We start from the raw sequence: 17,470 nt of genomic DNA, 5'->3' as shown, positions 1-17,470 counted from the left end.
GAACAACCACCGCCCCCGCCCCGACACGGCCCCGGCAAGGGCCACGGCAAGGGACACGGCGGCGGAGACTAGGCCGCCAACCCCCACGAGCACAATGCGCAAAAGTGCGAAAATCGCTTGTTGCGTGGCTATCGCGCACAAGCGCGTCAGCGCCGTCATCGCTCCGTAGCTTCGAGTGAACAGGGTGTCGAGACCCCCTCGACATAGACACCGATCAGGAGCGCGCCGTGTTCACTCAGCCGGAAATGCCTACGGGATCAAACGCCTACGGCGGTACGACCGCTGCGCTTCCGCAGCGACTGCCCACGAGGCGGGACGGCTATATCGACCGCACCGTCATCGCCAGTGACGGCGTGCGGCTCGCGGTCCGTGACTACGGTGCTTCCGGCGCCCGCGACCACACCGTCGTCCTGCTGCACGGTCTGTGCCTGACCCAGTCGAGCTGGGCCCTTCAGGTCCGCCACCTGGTGCGCCGGTGGGGCGACAGCGTGCGAATCATCACCTACGACCACCGCGGCCACGGCCGTTCGACCGGCGCGGACATGCACACCTACGAGATCGACCGGCTCGCCGCCGACCTCGCCGACGTGCTGACCGTTCTGCGCGTGAGCGGACCGCTCACCCTGGCGGGGCACTCGATGGGCGGGATGACGGCGCTGGCGTACCTGGCGCGGGCGGCCGCCGGGCGCCCGGTGGAACCGCAGGGCCTCGTCCTGGTGGCCACGGCGGCGGGCCGGCTTGCCGAGCGCGGGCTGGGCCGCTTGCTGGCCACCCGCGCCACGGGAGCGCTGTTCGACCTGGTGCACCACCTGCCCCGCCGGGCGACGGACCAGGCGATCAACGGGCTGGTGCGGCCCGTCTGCGAGGGCCTCATCCGGTATTCCGGCGTCGAGCGCAACGGCGCCGCGGCGGTCACCCAATCCGCGATCCGCACCATTTCACTGACGACCGCGGCCGGCTTCCTGCCCAGCCTGAAGCGCTACGACCAGTACGACGGCCTCGCCGCGATCGCCGCCAACACGGTCGTCATCAGCGGGGGAGCGGACCGAACCACGCCGGCCGAGCATGCGCGCGAGCTGGCGGCTGCCATCCCGGGCGCCACCCACCTGCACCGGCCCACCGCCGGGCACATGCTGCTCGACGAGGACGCGGAGTGCGTCAGCGAGGCGATCGACCGCGTGATGTCCATGCGGCGCCGACCCGCCCGTGGCGCGGCCAGTTGACCACCGGCAAAAGACCCAAATGTTATGAGCGTGCAAATTCTTTTCGTTTGCTGTGCGGCAATGGTCGGGGCTCGCTAACGTCGGGCCATCAGCAATCTGGAGGTGCATGATGAGGAAGATCGTTGCCGCCGGTGTTCTGGCGTTCTGTGGCCTGATGACCACCGGCGTAGGCATCAGCAACGCTGAGGAAATCCAAGTCGAAGGCAACTATGCGACACAGGCAGCATGCGAGGTGGACGGCCCCCACGTCGAGGTCAACCACCCCGGCACCTTCACCCATTTCTCCTGCCAGCAGCATGCCGACGGCCTCTGGTACTTGTATCTGAGCAACTAAATTCCCGGCCGGCCCCGCCACGGTTAGAGGTCGGAGGCTAACCGGCGCAAGATGTCCGCCGCGGCTTCGGCGGTGGCGTGTCGATACCCGGTGCCCGCCCACAGGTGGACGTAGTCGGGCTTACCCGCCGCGGCGGCGGCCTTGCGCATCGGGCTGGTGAGGTAGTGAATCGCCGGATAGCCCAGCGGCGCCTGCGCCTCGTGGGCATCGATGAACGCGTTGCGCAGGCCGCGCGCCGGCCGGCCGGTAAACGCCCGGGTGATCACGGTTTCGGTGTAAGCCGGATCCATGAGGGCCGCCTGATGGGTGGCCGAGGCGCCACTTTCGGTGGCGCGCAGCAGAACCGTTCCGACCGCGGCCGCCGTGGCGCCGGCGCGGATCACGTCGGCCACCGCGCCCGGAGTGGCGAGTCCGCCGGCGGCCATCACCGGCAGCGGTACCGTCGCGACGATCTGTGCGACGAGGTCGACGATCGGGACCGGCGTCAACGGCCGGCGCGGCGACAGCGTGCCCGAATGCCCGCCGGCCGTCGCCGCCTGCACCGCAAGCATGTCCACGCCGGCGTCGCGCGCCTGCGCCGCCTCGTCGGGCGTCGTCACGGTCTGCACCACAACGGTATTCGCCTTCTGCAGCGCGGTGATCACCTCGCGCGGCGGTATCCCGAACGTGAACGAGACCAACGGCACCGGGTCGTCCAGCAGCAGCGCGATCTTCTCGTCGAAGCGGTCGGTGTCGTCGATCGGCTCGGCGGGAAGCGTGAGACCGAACTGGTCGGCCTCCTTTTGGACGATCGCGGCGTAAGCGCGGTAGGTGTCGGGGTCGACCGGCAGGGGATTGGGCGCAAAGACGTTGATGCCGAACGGGATTCCCTCGGCGCGGACCTGTTTGATCTCGGCCTCGACGGCGTCGACGGTTTTGTACCCGGCCGCCAGCATGCCCAGGGCACCGGCCTGGGTCGCGGCCGACACCATCGCCGGTGTGGTGGGCCCGCCGGCCATCGGGGCGGCGACCAGCGGTATCGACATCCCAAACTGTTCGAGCATCGCAGTCCCCCTTCGAGTCCGGATTACACGCTGCCTGGAGAATATCGGCGCAGCCTTGCCATTCCATCCCGGCGCCCGACCTGACAGGATGCTTCAGCGTGAAGCGGCCCAACTTTCTGGTAATCGTGGCGGACGACCTCGGATATTCCGACATCGGCGCGTTCGGCGGCGAGATCAACACGCCGAACCTGGACCGGCTGGCCTACGCCGGTGTCCGGTTCACCGATTTCCATTCCGCCCCGGCGTGCTCGCCCACCCGGGCGATGCTGCTGACCGGCACCGACCACCACATCGCGGGCATCGGCACGATGCTCGAGGTAGCGATCCCCGAGTTCCGCGGCGCCCCCGGCTACGAGGGCCACCTTAACGACCGGGTCGTCGCCCTGCCCGAGCTGCTGCGCGACGCCGGATACCTGACGCTCATGTCGGGCAAGTGGCACCTGGGCGACACAAAAGAAACGTCGCCGTGGGCCCGCGGATTCGACCGCTCGTTCGCCTTGTTGCCGGCCGGCGCCAGCCACTACGGCCCCGCGGTGGGCGGCGGCTTCTCGCCCGTGGCAACGCTTTACACCGAGGATGACCAGTTCGTCACCGTCGACTTCTTTTCTCCTGACTTCTATTCGTCCGACTTCTACGTCGACACCCTGCTGCGCTACTTCCGCGAGCGACCCGACGACGACGAACGTCCGTTCTTCGCCTACCTGCCCTTCCAGGCCCCGCACTGGCCCTTGCAGGCGCCGAGCGAAAACATCGCGACCTACCGCGGCCGCTACGACGCCGGGCCCGACGAATTGCGCGAGGCCCGCCTGGCGGCGCTGAAGAAGCTCGGCCTGTGCCCGCCCGACGTCGAGGCCCACCCGGTCGTGGCCGACGGCGCCCCCGAATGGGCCGACATGACCGACGACGAGCGCGCGCGTTCGGCCCGCAGCATGGAGGTCTACGCCGCAATGGTGGACCGGATGGATCAGAACATCGGCCGGGTCATCGACTACCTGGCCGACACCGGCGAGCTGGACAACACCGTCGTGATTTTCCTGTCCGACAACGGCGCGGAGGGCGCGATGGTCGAGGCGATGCCGCTGCGGGGCGCCCAGATCGTCGCGCAGATCGAAAAGTACTGCGACAACAGCCTCGACAACCTGGGCGGGCCCACCTCGTTCATCTGGTACGGCCCGCGCTGGGCGCAAGCGGCCACCGCGCCGTCGCGCCTGCACAAGGCGTTCACCACCGAGGGCGGCATCCGGGTGGTTGGCTTCGTGACCTGGCCCGGCTTTGCCCGGCAGGCCGAAATCGGCACGGCCTTCACGACGGTCATGGACATCGCCCCGACGGTGCTCGAGCTCGCCGGCGTCGCGCACCCGGGCACCGCCTACCGGGGCCGCGACGTCGCACCGATGCGGGGCCGCTCCCTGGTGCCGTATCTGTCGGGCGACAGCGACGCGGTCCACGGCGCGGACACCGGCACCGGCTGGGAATTGTTCGGGCGCAGGGCGATCCGTCAGGGCGACTGGAAGGCGGTTTATCTGCCCGCGCCGTATGGCCCGGGCGCCTGGCAGCTGTACGACCTGTCCGATGACCCGGGCGAGATCGAGGATCTGGCCACCTCGCGACCGGACAAGCTGGCCGAGCTGTTGGCGCTCTGGGATCGCTACGTCGAGGAGACCGGCGTGATCCTGGACCCCGTCTCGGTGTTCGACGCCGAGCTGTAGACGCTCGAGTGCTAGCGTCGGCTCCGTGTCAGCTGACGGCAAGCCCATCCGAATCGGCATCCTGGGTGCGGCCCGCATCGCGCCCCTGGCCGTCGTCACGCCGGCCAAGCAACACAGCCAGGTCGAGGTGGCCGCCGTCGCGGCCCGCGACCCGGCACGCGGCCAGGCCTTCGCCGCCAAGCACGGCGTCCCGCGCGTGCACGACAGCTACGACGCGCTGATCGCCGCCCCGGCCATCGACGCGGTCTACAACCCGCTGCCCAACGGCCTGCACGGCAAGTGGACGCGGGCGGCGCTGGCCGCCGGCAAGCACGTCCTGTGCGAAAAGCCGTTCACCGCCAACGCCGACGAGGCGCGCGAGATCGCCGCGGTCGCCGCGAATTCGGACCGGGTGGTGATGGAGGCCTTCCACTATCGCTACCACCCGCTGACCCGGCGCGTCGAGGAGATCATCGCCTCCGGCGAGCTGGGCAAGCTGCGAAGGGTGGAGGCCGCCATGTGCTTCCCCCTGCCGAGGTTCTCCGACATCCGCTACAACTATTCGCTTGCCGGCGGGGCGCTGATGGACGCCGGGTGCTACTCGGTCCACATGGTCCGCACCTTCGGCGGCTCGACGCCGGAAGTCGTTTCGGCGCAGGCGAAATTGCGCGATCCGCAGGTGGACCGGGCCATGACGGCCGAGGTGAAGTTCGCCGAGGGGCACACCGGCCGGGTCCGCTGTTCGATGTGGTCGTCGCAGCTGCTGCAGATCAGCGCTCGCGTCATCGGCGAACACGGTGAGGTTCGAGTCTTGAACCCGGTGTTGCCCAGCCTTTTCCACCGCCTCACGATCCGATCGCACGACGGGCGACGCGTCGAACGCTTTTCGCGCCGCACCTCCTACGCCTATCAGCTCGACGCGTTTGCCGCGGCGGTGCTGCGCGGGGAACCGGTCCGGACGACCCCGGAGGACGCGATCGAAAACATGACCGTCATCGACGCGATCTATCGTGCCGCGGGGCTTCCGCTTCGCGAACCGAGTTGAGCCTCCCGTGCACGCGTTCGCCTGCCCCGTGTGCCGCAGCTTCGCCCCCTTCGAGTCGAGCCGGTGCCCGAACTGCTCGACCGAGCTTGGATTACACGTGCCAAGCCGCGCGATGGTTGCGACGTCTTCGGGCGCGGCCGTCATCGACGGCGAAGTCTGGATTCAGTGCACGCGGTCGGCCACCCTCGGCTGCAACTGGTTGGCCCCGGAGCGACAAGAGATCGGCGGCGAGCAGGGGCGCTGCCTGGCCGATTCGCTGATCCGCCGAGAGCCCGACGCGGACGACACCATCGCGCAGGAGAAGCTGGCGTCCACCGCGGTTGCGCTGCGTCGCTTGGTTTATCAGCTCGTCGACATCGGCTTGCCGATCGACCCCTACTGGCGAAAGGACGGCGGGCTGGCGTTCGATCTGCTGTCCAGCTACAGCGGCGGCGAGCGGGTGGTGATCGGACACGCCGGCGGGGTGATCACGATCGACTTGGTGGAGTCGCTCGACGCCTACCGCGAGGCGCTGCGGGTCAACCTCGGCGAGCCCTACCGCACCATGCTGGGCCACTTCCGCCACGAGGTCGGCCACTACTACCAAAACGTGCTCGTGGAACAGGATCCCGGCGCCGCCCGCTATCTCGACGAGTGCCGGGAGATCTTCGGCGACGAGCGCGTGGATTACCAACACGAGATGGCACGACACTACAAATTCGGTGCCCCGCCGAACTGGGGCGACTCCTACATCTCCGAATACGCGACCATGCACCCGTGGGAGGACTTCGCCGAATGCTTCGCCCACTATCTGCACATCGCAGACACCATGGCCACCACCCGCGAGGCCGGGATGGTCTTGCACGCCGACAGGGTCCGCTTCTCGGTGCCGCGCGACATCGTTCCGCTCGCGTCGTACGACGATGCGCCGATCGAGCATCTGCTCGAAGACTGGAAGTGGTTGGCGCTGTTCTTCAATCAGGTGAACACCGCCATGGGCAAGAACCCGCTCTACCCGTTCCACATCCCGCCTCCGGTGGTCTGCAAGCTGGCGTTTGTGCACAGAGTGATTCGAGGAACCGCGCCGTGATTCGAGGAACCGCGCCGCAGGGATAGCGAGGAGAGCCGGATGTGTCGGTGGGTTGGATATCTGGGCAGTGCGATCGCACCCAGGGAGCTGCTGCACGACCCGCCGCGCTCGCTGATCGAGCAGAGCCGCCGGCACGCACCGAACATGGAGATCCCCAACGGCGACGGCACGGGGCTGGGCTGGTACGAGCACCGCACGCAACCGGCGCTGTTTCGCAGCATCACGCCGGCGTGGGGCGACGAGAACCTTTTGGAACTGGCCACCGAGATTCGCACGCCCCTGTTTCTCGCGCACGTGCGGGCGGGGACCGGGACCCCGGTGCAACAGACGAATTGCCACCCCTTCCGCTACCGCAATTGGCTCTTCGTGCACAACGGACACGTGGGCGGGTATCAACGGTTGCGGCGGGACCTGCTGCTGGCCGTGCACCCCGACTTGTTCGGCAACATCGCGGGATCGACCGATTCGGAGTTGATGTTTCACCTCGCGCTGACGTTCGGCCTCGCCGATGACCCGATCGCCGGGATCGCGCGGATGGCAGGTTTCGTCGAGGCGATCGCCGCCGGCGCCGGCGTGGCGGAGCCGGCCCTACAGATGACGGTCGGTGTCAGCGATGGCGCGCGACTGTACGCCGTCCGTTACGCCAGCGCAGCGGAGGCCAATACGCTGTTCGTGAGCGAAGATCCGGCGTCCGTGCGGATGCTCTACCCCGAGGACGAGGGATCCGAGCACTTCGCCGACGACTCGCGCGTGGTGGTGTCCGAACCGCTGACCCATCTGCCCGGGATGTGGCGGGAAGTGCCGGCCGGGACGGCGCTGACCATCGGCCGGGACGTCGAAGAGCGCGCCTTCCGGCCCATCGCCCCCGCGGCGGCCTGACAGCTCAGGAGATCCCGGACAACAACCGGCGCGCCGCCTCGACGCAGGGGCGGAGGCGATCGATCGGGCTCACGCCCGCCAGCGCCAAAGATCTTTGCGGGACTTCGATTTCGATCACGACATCGGCGGGAAGCGCGGAAATCATGTCGTGCAGCGGCAATTCGCCCTCGCCGGGAACCATGCGTTCGAACATGGCCTCCTCCATGTAATTGTCGACGCGCGGCGCCAGCGTCGTGTCGTTGACTTGCGCATATCCGATGTGCTCGGGGTCGATGGCCGCGACATCGGCGGCGGTCGATCCGGATCTCACCAAGTGCATGGTGTCGATCAACAACCGAAAGTCGGCCCGCGCGACGTGGTCCCGCGCGGCCAGCGCCGTGGGCAGGTCACCCACGGTCAGCCCCGGCACCGGTTCCACGACCGTCTGGATGCCGCGTTGGGCGGCGAGTTCCGTCAGGACCGCGAACTGGTCGAACGTGCGGCCCAGGTCGGGGTCCAGGCTCACCACGTTGATCAGCGGAACGCCTAGGTCGGCCAGCGCGTCGAGATCGCCCGCGAAATCGCCCATCTCGGCCCCGGGCAGCACCAGGAACCCGTCGCCGAGCGAGATCGTGACACCACGGTTGTTCATCGCGGCCAGCACGTCTCGCCGCAGCGGCGAGTCCTTGAGCGAGAAGGGCGGATAGCCGAGCGGTACCAGCGGAAGCCCCCGCACGACGGCCGACATGTATCTGCAGCCGAGGTCCGCCGTGAGATCGACGAATTCCACTGGGGGAAGGCCGAAGCCGCCGAGGAAGCCGACACCGAGGCGATCCATGCTAGGCGGGGCGGCCGGCCAGTTGGGCCAACTGGTCGGCGGCCTGGGCGGTTTGTGTGGTCAGCGCGATCTTCCCGGAGGTCACCGGCTCCACGATGATCGGCGCCTCCAGAACCAGATCGTCGCGGATGAAGGCCACGTGGTCTTGCAGGTGGGTGGCGGTGAACGTCGCCCAGGCCGCCGCGGACGCCGGATCCATCGTCAGGCTCACCTCAAAGAAGCCGGACGTAAGGGAGGCCGGCGGGTCCACGTGCGTCAGCGCCAGCCGCATCGTCTCGGGACCCAACGTATAGATCGTGGTCCGGGCGAGATCACAGGTGACCAGCACGCTGGTCGGCGCCACCGGGCTGCCCGCATTCGTGGCGGGGCACTTGTTGGGCGTCGTCGGCTGCGACTTCTGCACCGGCCGAACCGGCAACGGCTGGATGCTCACCGCGGGGGGCGGCGGTTGGGTGGTCGTCGGGGCCGCGGCGGTGGTCGGCGTCGTGGCGGGGGTGTGCGGTGGCGTCGAGTGGCACCCGCACGTCACCGCACCGAGCAGCAGGGCGCAGGTGAGGCCGCGGGCGCCCACCGAGCGCGTGATCATTGCACCACAGTTTCATCCGGGGACCCGTTGGGTTCGCGCGACACGCCCTTTACGGACACTACAAATATAGAGTAGTCTCCCGCTTCGGATACCCCGCAATGGACAAACGACGAAAGCCCAACCCCACCGAACGCCGCCGCGACCTGTGCGACGCGGCGATCCGCCTGTTGGCCCAGGACGGGGCGAAGGGGTTGAGCCATCTCAAAGTCGACCGCGAGGCCGGGGTCCCGGACGGCACCACCTCGTTCTATTTCCGGACCCGCTCGGCGCTGCTGCGCGCCGCGGCCGAGCGGCTGGCGGAGCTGGATTTGGCGACCTTGCAGTCCGTGGCCGACGGCGCCGACGGCGACTCGTCGCCGTCGCGGCTGTCGCAGGTGGTGATCCAGGCCGGCGACGAACCGCAATTGTTGCGGACCAGAGCCCGCTACGAGCTGACCATGCAGGCCACGCGCGACCCGGCGGTGGCGGCGATCCTGCAGCAGGCCACGGATGCATTCACCGGGCTGCACCGCGAAATCCTGGTCCAGCTGATGCCGCGCGGCGCCGACCTGGAGCCGGCGGTGGTCGAGGACCTGAGCAACATCACGCTCACCTTCATCAACGGCCTGCTGCTGCGCTTCGCCCATGGCGACCGGATCATCGACAGTCCCGAGCAGCTCGACGCGATCCTGACGGCCATCGCCACCGGCATCCTGAAGAACCCCGACAAGGGCCGGCTGACCGAGACCGGCGGGTCGCCGGCTCAAAGCCTTGCCAGAGCACCCGCCATATGATTCTCTACGAGAATAGAGTTCGCGCAACGGATTTAAGCGAAGCGTATAAATCGTGCGGCCCGATTCCGTCACCGACGCAGCGGCGGCGGACCCTCGGCGAATAAGTGAAAATGCAGGCGCTAGGAGGAATTTCGTGACGGCGAGCACGGACAGCGATGTTCATTTCGACCCGTACGACGTCGAGCTGATTGCCGACCCGTATCCGATGTTCGCGCGCCTGCGCGACGAGGCGCCGCTTTACTACAACGCCGAATACGACTTCTACGCGTTGAGCCGGTTCGCCGATGTCAACAAGGCCCTGATCGATAACGGCACCTACAGCTCGGCCCGGGGCGTGATCCTCGAGTTGATCAAGGCCAACCTCGAAATCCCCTCCGGGATGCTGATCTTCGAAGACCCCCCGATCCACGACGTGCACCGCAAGCTGTTGTCGCGGATGTTCACTCCCCGCAAGATCAACGCGCTGGAGCCGATGATCCGGGACTTCTGCGCTCAGTTGCTGGATCCCCTGGTGGGGTCGGGGCGATTCGACTTCGTCACCGATCTCGGCGCGATCATGCCGATGAAGGTCATCAGCATGCTGCTCGGGATTCCCGAGGAAGATCAGGAGTACATCCGCGATCGCGGGAATGCCCAACTACGCACCGAGCCCGGCAAGCCGATGAGCGCCGCCGAGCATGGCTTGTCGGTGGGCGAGCAGTTCGAGGCCTACATCGACTGGCGTGCCGAGCATCCGTCCGACGACATCATGACCGAGCTGCTCAACGTGGAGTTCGTCGACGAGACCGGGACCACGCGGCGGCTGCGGCGCGAGGAGATTCTGGTGTACCTCAACGTGGTCGCCGGGGCGGGCAATGAAACCACGACCCGGCTGATCGGTTGGGCGGGCAAGGTTCTCGCCGAGCATCCCGATCAGCGTCGTGAACTTGTCGAGAACCCGGCGCTCATCCCGCAGGCCATCGAGGAGCTGCTGCGCTACGAGCCGCCCGCTCCGCACATGGCGCGCTACGTGACACGCGACGTCAGCCTGTACGACCAGACGGTGCCGGAGGGCAGCGTGATGATGATGCTGCTCGGGGCGGCCTGCCGCGATGAGCGCCAATTCGGTCCCGACGCGGGCGAATTCAACATCCACCGACCCGCCCGCCCGCACCTCACCTTCAGCGTCGGAGCCCACTTCTGCCTGGGTTCGGCGCTGGCCCGGCTGGAGGGCCGGGTCGCGCTGGAGGAGATCCTCAAGCGCTTCCCGGAATGGGAGCCCGATCTCGCCAACGCCACGCTCAGCCCGACGTCGTCGGTGCGGGGCTGGGAAACCCTGCCCACCGTGGTGCCCTGATGTCGGGGCGGGTAGCAGGGAAGGTCGCCTTCATCACCGGCGCGGCCCGGGGACAGGGCCGCAGTCACGCTGTGCGCCTGGCCCAGGAGGGTGCCGACATCATCGCGGTCGACGTCTGCGGACCCATCGACAACCTGGCCTACCCGCATTCGACTCCCGAGGACCTCGCGGAAACCGCCGACCTGGTGAAGGGTCACAACCGCCGCATCGTGACGGCACAGGTCGACGTGCGTGACTACGACGCGCTCAAGGCGGCGGTGGACGGCGGCGTGGAACAACTCGGCCGTCTCGACATCGTTGTCGCGAACGCGGGCATCGGCACATTTGGCAACAAGCTGCACAAGATTCGCGAGAACGTCTGGCAAGACATGATCGACGTGAACCTCTCGGGCGTCTGGCACACCGTGAAAGCCGGTGTGCCCCATATCATCGCTGGCGAACGCGGCGGATCGATCGTGCTCACCGGCTCGGTCGGATCGCACAAGGCCATGCCCTACACCGGCCACTACATCGCCGCCAAGCACGGGGTGATCGGGTTGATGCGCGCCTTCGCCGTCGAGCTGGGCCAGCACATGATCCGGGTGCATTCGGTGCATCCCAGCCAGGTGAACACGCCGATGACCATGAACGAGGTGACGTTCCGCCTGTTCCGCCCGGACCTGGAGAATCCCGGACCGGAGGACTTCGCGCCGTTCTCCCAGATGACCCACACGCTGCCGGTGCCCTGGGTGGAAGCCGCCGACATCAGCAACGCCGTCCTGTTCCTCGCCTCTGACGAATCTCGTTATGTCACCGGCGTTTCGCTGCCCGTCGACGCGGGCGCCTTGCTCAAGTAGAGAAAGTGGAGACCGATGCCTGAGTACGACTACGAGAAACTGAAGAAGGAAGCCGAGCAGTACATCAAGTTCGAGAAGGACAAGAAGAACAGGATTGCCTACATCACCTTTGACCGTCCCGACGCGCAGAACGCCACGACGCTGGGCATGCGGCAGAACTACGCCGACCTGATCCACAAGTGCAACGTCGACGACGACGTCAAGGTCGTGGTGATCCGCGGCGAGGGGGAGGATTTCGGCAGCGGCGGGGACCTGCCGGAGCAACGCCCGATGCTGGAGAATCCCGGGTTGCCGCTGCTGCACGAGCTCGCGATCAACGACGATGACGTCAAGTATCCGCCGGGCGGGTCGTACCGTTACCTGTCCACGGTCACGGATTTCTACGCCAAGGCCCGCGCGGGAAACCGTCCGCTGCAAGAGCTTCGGAAGATCAGCATCATCGAGGCGAAGGGCTACTGCTACGGGTGGCACTTCTATCAGGCCGGCGACGCCGATCTGGTGGTGTCCTCCGACGACGCCCTGTTCGGCCACCCCGCGTTCCGCTACGTGGGCTGGGGCCCCCGCCTGTGGTGGTGGGCGGAGACGATGGGCCTGCGGAAGTTCTCCGAAATGCTGTTCACCGGGCGGCCGTTCAGCGCGAAGGAGATGTACGAGTGCGGCTTCGTCAACAGCGTGGTGCCCCGCGAGAAGCTAGAGGAAGAGACGCTGAAATACGCGATGGCGTGCTCGCGCTCGCGTCCCACGGACACCGTGGCGGTGCAGAAGACCTTCCTGGAGCTGTACAAGCAGCACAAGGGCGAGTACTTCGGCAGCCTGCTCACCGGCATGGTCGAGGGCATGCTGCCGCTGATCCAAAACGACGCGCAAGAGGTCGACCTCACCGAGGGCACTTTCGAAAAGGGCCTCAACAACGTGGTGAAGGACAACGACCTGAACTTCCCGCCGGAGTGGCGCCTGAGCCGCTCGGGACGGAAGAAGCCCTGACCGTTTCGGGACGGCGCCCATGTCCGCGTTGACGGGCTTCCGGATCGTCGAATTGGCCGAGACGGTCGCGGGGGAGTACTGCGGAAAGCTGCTCGCCGACTTCGGCGCCGAGGTGATCAAGGTCGAGGCGCCCGAACGCGGCAGCCGCACCCGCGGGATGGCGCCCATTCTTGCCGACGGTCCCGAGGGCAGTGCGCTGTTCGCCTACCTCAACACGAACAAGCGCTCCGCCGTCCTGGACGGCGAGCGCCTGGAGGAGCTGATCGCGTCGGCGGACGCGGTCATCGAAGACCGGGACGGGGGTCTTTCGGAGCGGTATCCGTCGGTCGTGTTCTGTTCGATCACGCCGTTCGGCGGCGAGTTCGAGAATGCCAAGAGCCTCAACGTGTTCCACGCCAGCGGGTGGGGCTATCACACACCCAGTCACGCGGATCCTCACAAGCCGCCGCTGCAGGGGCCGGGGCTGTTCCTGGCGGACTACGAGGCGGGTCTGGACGCGGCGCTGTGCGTCGCGTCGTCGCTGTTCGGGCGGCTGCACACGGGCCGGGGAGAGTCCATCGACATCTCCCAGCACGCGACGCTGGTCTCGCGCGCGGACTGCATCCTGGGCCGATTCATCACCGGGGAGGTTCCGGCGCAAGGCCGCCGCGACGACTACGACCAGGCGGGGCCGGCGTCGTTCTTCGCCTGCGCCGACGGGTTCGTCTACCTGTATATGACCAGCCGCGCCCACTGGAGCGGCCTGAAGGAACTCATGGGTCGCCCGGACTGGCTGAACGCCTTCGAGGACGACTGGCTGGAATTCTCCGTCACCGCGGACAAGGTCGGGGCGTTTCGGCGGGGTTTCGCCGCGTGGGTCCGGGGCTTGGCCAAGGAAGTGGCGGCGGACCGGGCGCAGCGCCTCGGGGTGCCGTTGGTCGCGGTCAACGAGGCCGCCGATCTGCACCGGTCGGCGCAATACCGCCACCGCGGGTTCTTCCAGGAGGTAAGCCACCCCGCGCTCGGGGACGCGGCGTATCCCACCGTGCCGTACGCGCTCGGCGCATCGCCGGCCCGAATCACCTCCGCCGCACCGGCTCTCGGCCAGCACACCGACGCGGTCCTGGACGGGCTGGACGCGCCGCGCACGCCGCCGGCGGTCAGGGCACCGCAACTCAAGCCGCCCAAGCGCCCGCGGGGCGGGCCGCTGCAGGGCGTTCGGGTCGTCGAGCTCACCAAGGTGTGGGCCGGCCCGTACGCCGGCAAGCTGCTGGCGCAGCTGGGCGCCGAGGTGATCAAGGTCGAAACCGCAAGCGCCCCCGAGGAGATGCGGGCCTACGGCGGCACCGACGTCAACCACGCCCCCTACTTCCTCAGCATCAACCACGAGATCCTCAGCGTGGACCTGGACATCAAGTCGGACGGCGACATGGAGCGGCTGCGCGAGCTGATCTCCCGCAGCGACATCGTCGTCAACAACTTGCGGCCGGGCGCGATGGAGCGCCAGGGCCTGGGCTACGAGCAGCTGAAGGCCATCAAGCCGGACATCATTTCGGTGTCGATCAAGATGTGGGGCAACGACGGGCCGCTGGGACATCAAACCGGTTACGCCCCATGCTTCGCCGCGCTGGCCGGGCTGGCCTCGCTGGTCGGCTACCCGGGCGGGCCCCCGCTCGGGACGAGCATGCGTTACGGGGATTCCACCGTCGGAGCGGCCGCCGCCTACGCGGCCGTGGTGGCGCTGCTGCACCGGGAAGTCAGCGGCGAGGGCCAGTTCGTCGACGTGTCGGCGGTGGAGACGCTGTCCTCGATGGTCGGCGACTGCCTGCTCGAACAAAGCCTCACCGCCGCAAGACATCTGGGGCCCAACGGCAATAGGCATCCCGACATGTGCCCACACGGCTGCTACCCGTGCCGGGACGATTCCTGGATCGCCGTGGCCGTGGCCGACGACGCCGAATGGCGCCGGTTGTGTGAGGTGTTGGGCGCCGAGGAACTGGCCGACGATGCGCGCTACGCCACGATGGCGGCCCGGCACCGCAACGCCGAAGCGCTGGACGCCGAGCTCGCCGGGCTCACCCGTGACCACGACGCCGAGGAGCTCGCGCACCGCCTGCGGGCGGCGGGAGTCCCGGCGTGCAAGAGCGCCACCGCGATCGACGTCATCGGCGATCAACGCTTGTGGGACCGCGAGCTGTATCGCTTCGTCACGGATCACCGCGAAGGACAGCGCCCGATAGTGGGGCCGTCGTGGCGGCTGGCGAATTCCCCGGCGCGAATCGACCGCGGCGCACCGGACTTGGGCGAGGACAACGACTACGTCCTGCGGGAGATTTTGGGCGCCGGATCCCCGACGGGAGGCGGAAGGTGACGACGCTGACGGGCACCGTGGCGCTGGTGACCGGCGCCAGCAGCGGTATCGGGGCGGCAACGGCGACGGCGTTGGCCGCAGAAGGCGCCGCGGTGGCCCTCATGGCGCGCCGCGCCGACCGGCTCGCCGACCTCAAGGCCGAGATCGAATCGGCCGGCGGCACAGCGCTGGTCGTTGCCGCGGATGTGGTCGATGCCGAGGCCGTATCCGCGGCCGTGCAGCGCACCGTCGACGAGCTGGGGCGGCTCGACACCGTGGTGAACAATGCCGGGCTGATGCGGTCCGGGCCCGCCGCCGAGGCTCGCCTGCAGGACTGGGACGACATGGTCGCGGTCAACGTGCAAGGCGTCCTCTACGTGACCCGCGCCGCGCTCCCGCACCTGGTCGACGCGGCCGCCAGCTCGCCGCGCGGTGTCGCCGATCTGGTCACCATCAGCTCCACCGGGGGCTGGGTGGCCCGACCCAACACCGCGGTCTACTCGCTGACCAAGTTCGGGGTGAACGCGTTCAGCGAGGGGATCCGCCAAGAGCTGCTCGGTAGTCGGGTGCGCGTCGGCGTGGTGGCGCCTGGAACCGTCGACACCGAGATCTTCAACCACCTGTCCGGGCCCTCGCGCGAGGCGGTCGCCCGCCAGACGGCGGGCATGGTCAAGTTGCGGCCGGAAGACATCGCCGACGCGGTGCTCTACATGGTGACCCGTGATCGCCGGGTGGCCGTCAACCACATGCTGGTGCGCGCGGCGGAACAGACTTGGTGAGCTACGGCGAGCAGTCCGGCCTCGCGATCCCGGCCGACCCCAACGCTTTACGCGACGCCGGCGCGCGGTTCCTGACCGAGGCGTTTCGGGCCGCGGGCGTGCTCGCCGACGGCAACGCCGTCACGCGCATAGCGGAGTTCCGCGAGGTCGCCGGGGGCAGCACCGGACGCAAAGTCGAGCTGACGGTCGAATATCACCGGCCGCAGCCCGATTTGCACACCGACCTGTTCGTCAAGTTCTCACGCGATCTCGACGACCCGGTGCGCGACAGGGGAAGGACGCAGATGGAGCCGGAGGTCCGGTTCGCCACCCTGTCCCGAGCCCCCGGATTTCCCATCGCGGTGCCCGCCGTGCAGTTTGGTGACTACGATCCCCAGACCGGGACGGGAATCCTGATCGCCGAACGGATCCCGTTCGGCCGCAATGGGATCGAGCCCCAGTATCACAAGTGCCTCGACTACGACATGCCCGACCCGGTCGGCCACTACCGCGCGCTGCTGACCGCGCTGGGCCGCCTCGCGGGGACCTACGGACCCGGGCGCCTCCCGGAGTCGCTGGCGTCGTGCTTTCCGGTGGACGTGCGGGCCGCGACCGTGGGTGATCGCGCGGCGTTCAGCGCCGAGAAGTTGAACCGGCGCGTGTCCCAGCTGACCGGATTCATCGAAACGCACCCCGGGCTCGTGCCCGCCAATGCCGGCTCGAAGGAGTTCTTGGCGCGCCTGCGCGACGAGGTGCCGAGGGTCGCGCGTCACGAGCACACGATCATGAGCCGGCTCGCCGCCGATTCCGACTATGTCGCGCTGTGCCACTGGAACGCCAACATCGACAATGCCTGGTTTTGGCGCGGCGACCACGGCGTTTTGCGCTGCGGCCTGCTGGACTGGGGATGCGTGGGCCAGATGAACATGGGCATGGCCATCTGGGGTGCCATGTCCGGCGCCGAAACCGACCTGTGGAACGGGCATTTCGATGAGCTGCTCTGTCTGTTCATCGGCGAGGTCGAGCGGTGTGGTGGCCCGCGGCTCGATCCTGACCGACTGCGACGGCACACGCTGCTGTACGCCGCGGTGATGGGGGTCGCGTGGCTGCTGGACGTGCCGGCGCTGATCCGGGCGCGCTTTGGGACCGATCCACCGGGGAGCCGGATGGATCCCCGGGTCAGGGACGACGAGAGCGTGCGTGCGCCGCTGCAGATGCTGTCGAACCTGCTGAACCTCTGGGAACGGAATTGCGTGGAATCCCTTGTGTCACTTTAGTTTCAGGGGTCACGGGTCAGGGTTTCTTGTCGGTGGCCGTTCCTACGATTTGGGGCATGGGTTCGAGCAGTCGTGAGGAGATCGTCGAGGGTTTCGACGCGTTCAACGGCGCCCTGAAGCCGTTGTGCGATTTGTCCTTTGACGTGCTGACCACCCCGGAATGACTGGCCGCCCTCGAACAGCTGGAACGCGCGGCGCGTCGGCTGCGCGCCCCCCAACACGAGCTGATCAATCAACTCGGCGCGCAGGCCACGCCGGCAGAGCTGGGCGGCAACCTGTGTTGCGCGCTGGCCGATCGGTTGCGCATCACCAAGGCCGAGGCCGGGCGGCGCATCGCCGAGGCCGAGGACCTCGGTGAGCGGCGGGCGCTAACCGGAGAACCGCTGGCCCCGCAGTTGGCCGCGACCGCGGCCGCCCAACGTGAAGGACTGATCGGCGATGGGCATGTGCGGGTGATCCGCAGCTTTTTCGCTCACCTACCCGCCGAGGTCGA

16 protein-coding genes and 1 pseudogene are annotated in these 17,470 nt (G+C 68.0%); 14 read left to right on the top strand and 3 right to left on the bottom strand.

What is annotated here, in order from left to right; all coding sequences use genetic code 11:
* Positions 1–245 precede the first annotated feature (245 nt).
* Complete coding sequence (locus tag A9X00_RS28630) at positions 246–1,223, top strand: alpha/beta fold hydrolase (protein ID WP_197515304.1); 978 nt, start codon at positions 246–248, stop codon at positions 1,221–1,223.
* Positions 1,224–1,332: 109 nt separating this feature from the next.
* Complete coding sequence (locus A9X00_RS28625; RefSeq protein WP_067161586.1) at positions 1,333–1,557, top strand: hypothetical protein; 225 nt, start codon at positions 1,333–1,335, stop codon at positions 1,555–1,557.
* A gap of 23 nt (positions 1,558–1,580) precedes the next feature.
* On the opposite strand, the gene A9X00_RS28620 is transcribed toward A9X00_RS28625, so the two are convergent.
* Positions 1,581–2,600: a nitronate monooxygenase gene (locus A9X00_RS28620; protein ID WP_082975590.1), complete on the bottom strand. Its 1,020-nt coding sequence runs from the start codon at positions 2,598–2,600 to the stop codon at positions 1,581–1,583.
* 98 nt (positions 2,601–2,698) lie between these two features.
* Between A9X00_RS28620 and A9X00_RS28615 the strand changes: the two genes are divergently transcribed.
* The 4 genes from A9X00_RS28615 to A9X00_RS28600 are packed head-to-tail and all read left to right on the top strand — an operon-like array spanning position 2,699 to position 7,281.
* Positions 2,699–4,309 carry an arylsulfatase gene (locus A9X00_RS28615; RefSeq protein ID WP_067161574.1) on the top strand — a complete coding sequence of 537 codons (1,611 nt, stop codon included), beginning with the start codon at positions 2,699–2,701 and terminating at the stop codon, positions 4,307–4,309.
* A 25-nt stretch (positions 4,310–4,334) separates the two neighbouring features.
* Entirely contained in the window at positions 4,335–5,333 is a 999-nt protein-coding gene (locus tag A9X00_RS28610) for a Gfo/Idh/MocA family protein (protein ID WP_067161571.1), read from the top strand.
* 7 nt (positions 5,334–5,340) lie between these two features.
* Positions 5,341–6,402 (top strand): putative zinc-binding metallopeptidase, encoded by a 1,062-nt coding sequence (locus tag A9X00_RS28605; protein WP_067161581.1) that lies wholly within the window; start codon positions 5,341–5,343, stop codon positions 6,400–6,402.
* Between the two features lie 39 nt (positions 6,403–6,441).
* Positions 6,442–7,281, top strand: a complete 840-nt coding sequence (locus tag A9X00_RS28600; RefSeq protein WP_067161567.1) for a class II glutamine amidotransferase — start codon at positions 6,442–6,444, stop codon at positions 7,279–7,281.
* Between the two features lie 4 nt (positions 7,282–7,285).
* Here the strand turns inward: A9X00_RS28600 and A9X00_RS28595 are convergent, their stop codons facing one another.
* Positions 7,286–8,098: a sugar phosphate isomerase/epimerase gene (locus A9X00_RS28595; RefSeq protein ID WP_067161565.1), complete on the bottom strand. Its 813-nt coding sequence runs from the start codon at positions 8,096–8,098 to the stop codon at positions 7,286–7,288.
* A 1-nt stretch (position 8,099) separates the two neighbouring features.
* A complete protein-coding gene (locus tag A9X00_RS28590) occupies positions 8,100–8,684 on the bottom strand; it encodes a preprotein translocase subunit SecD (protein ID WP_067161563.1) in 585 nt (194 codons plus the stop codon).
* A 98-nt stretch (positions 8,685–8,782) separates the two neighbouring features.
* Here A9X00_RS28590 and A9X00_RS28585 point away from each other — a divergent pair, with 98 nt between their 5' ends.
* The 8 genes and pseudogenes from A9X00_RS28585 to A9X00_RS30385 all read left to right on the top strand — a co-directional run.
* Entirely contained in the window at positions 8,783–9,457 is a 675-nt protein-coding gene (locus A9X00_RS28585; RefSeq protein ID WP_067161561.1) for a TetR/AcrR family transcriptional regulator, read from the top strand.
* A gap of 133 nt (positions 9,458–9,590) precedes the next feature.
* Positions 9,591–10,793 (top strand): cytochrome P450, encoded by a 1,203-nt coding sequence (locus tag A9X00_RS28580; RefSeq protein WP_067161558.1) that lies wholly within the window; start codon positions 9,591–9,593, stop codon positions 10,791–10,793.
* Positions 10,793–11,629, top strand: coding sequence for a mycofactocin-coupled SDR family oxidoreductase (locus tag A9X00_RS28575; protein WP_067161555.1), 837 nt, complete (start codon positions 10,793–10,795; stop codon positions 11,627–11,629). Before A9X00_RS28580 ends, A9X00_RS28575 begins: the two co-directional genes overlap by 1 nt.
* Positions 11,630–11,644: 15 nt before the next feature.
* The gene (locus tag A9X00_RS28570; protein ID WP_067161552.1) at positions 11,645–12,613 is read left to right on the top strand and encodes an enoyl-CoA hydratase/isomerase family protein; all 969 of its coding nucleotides are present in this window, start codon (positions 11,645–11,647) and stop codon (positions 12,611–12,613) included.
* 19 nt (positions 12,614–12,632) lie between these two features.
* The gene (locus A9X00_RS28565; protein WP_067161549.1) at positions 12,633–14,963 is read left to right on the top strand and encodes a CaiB/BaiF CoA-transferase family protein; all 2,331 of its coding nucleotides are present in this window, start codon (positions 12,633–12,635) and stop codon (positions 14,961–14,963) included.
* The gene (locus A9X00_RS28560; protein WP_067161548.1) at positions 14,960–15,721 is read left to right on the top strand and encodes an SDR family NAD(P)-dependent oxidoreductase; all 762 of its coding nucleotides are present in this window, start codon (positions 14,960–14,962) and stop codon (positions 15,719–15,721) included. Before A9X00_RS28565 ends, A9X00_RS28560 begins: the two co-directional genes overlap by 4 nt.
* On the top strand, positions 15,718–16,977 hold the full coding sequence (locus tag A9X00_RS28555; protein ID WP_369830803.1) for a hypothetical protein: 1,260 nt from the start codon (positions 15,718–15,720) through the stop codon (positions 16,975–16,977). The genes A9X00_RS28560 and A9X00_RS28555 overlap by 4 nt, the downstream gene beginning before the upstream one ends.
* Positions 16,978–17,033: 56 nt before the next feature.
* Positions 17,034–17,470: pseudogene (locus A9X00_RS30385) on the top strand (DUF222 domain-containing protein); the annotation flags it as partial.

The organism is Mycobacterium sp. 1245805.9 (assembly GCF_001672915.1).
GTDB lineage: Bacteria > Actinomycetota > Actinomycetes > Mycobacteriales > Mycobacteriaceae > Mycobacterium.
This window is presented reverse-complemented; position numbering and strand designations above follow the sequence as displayed.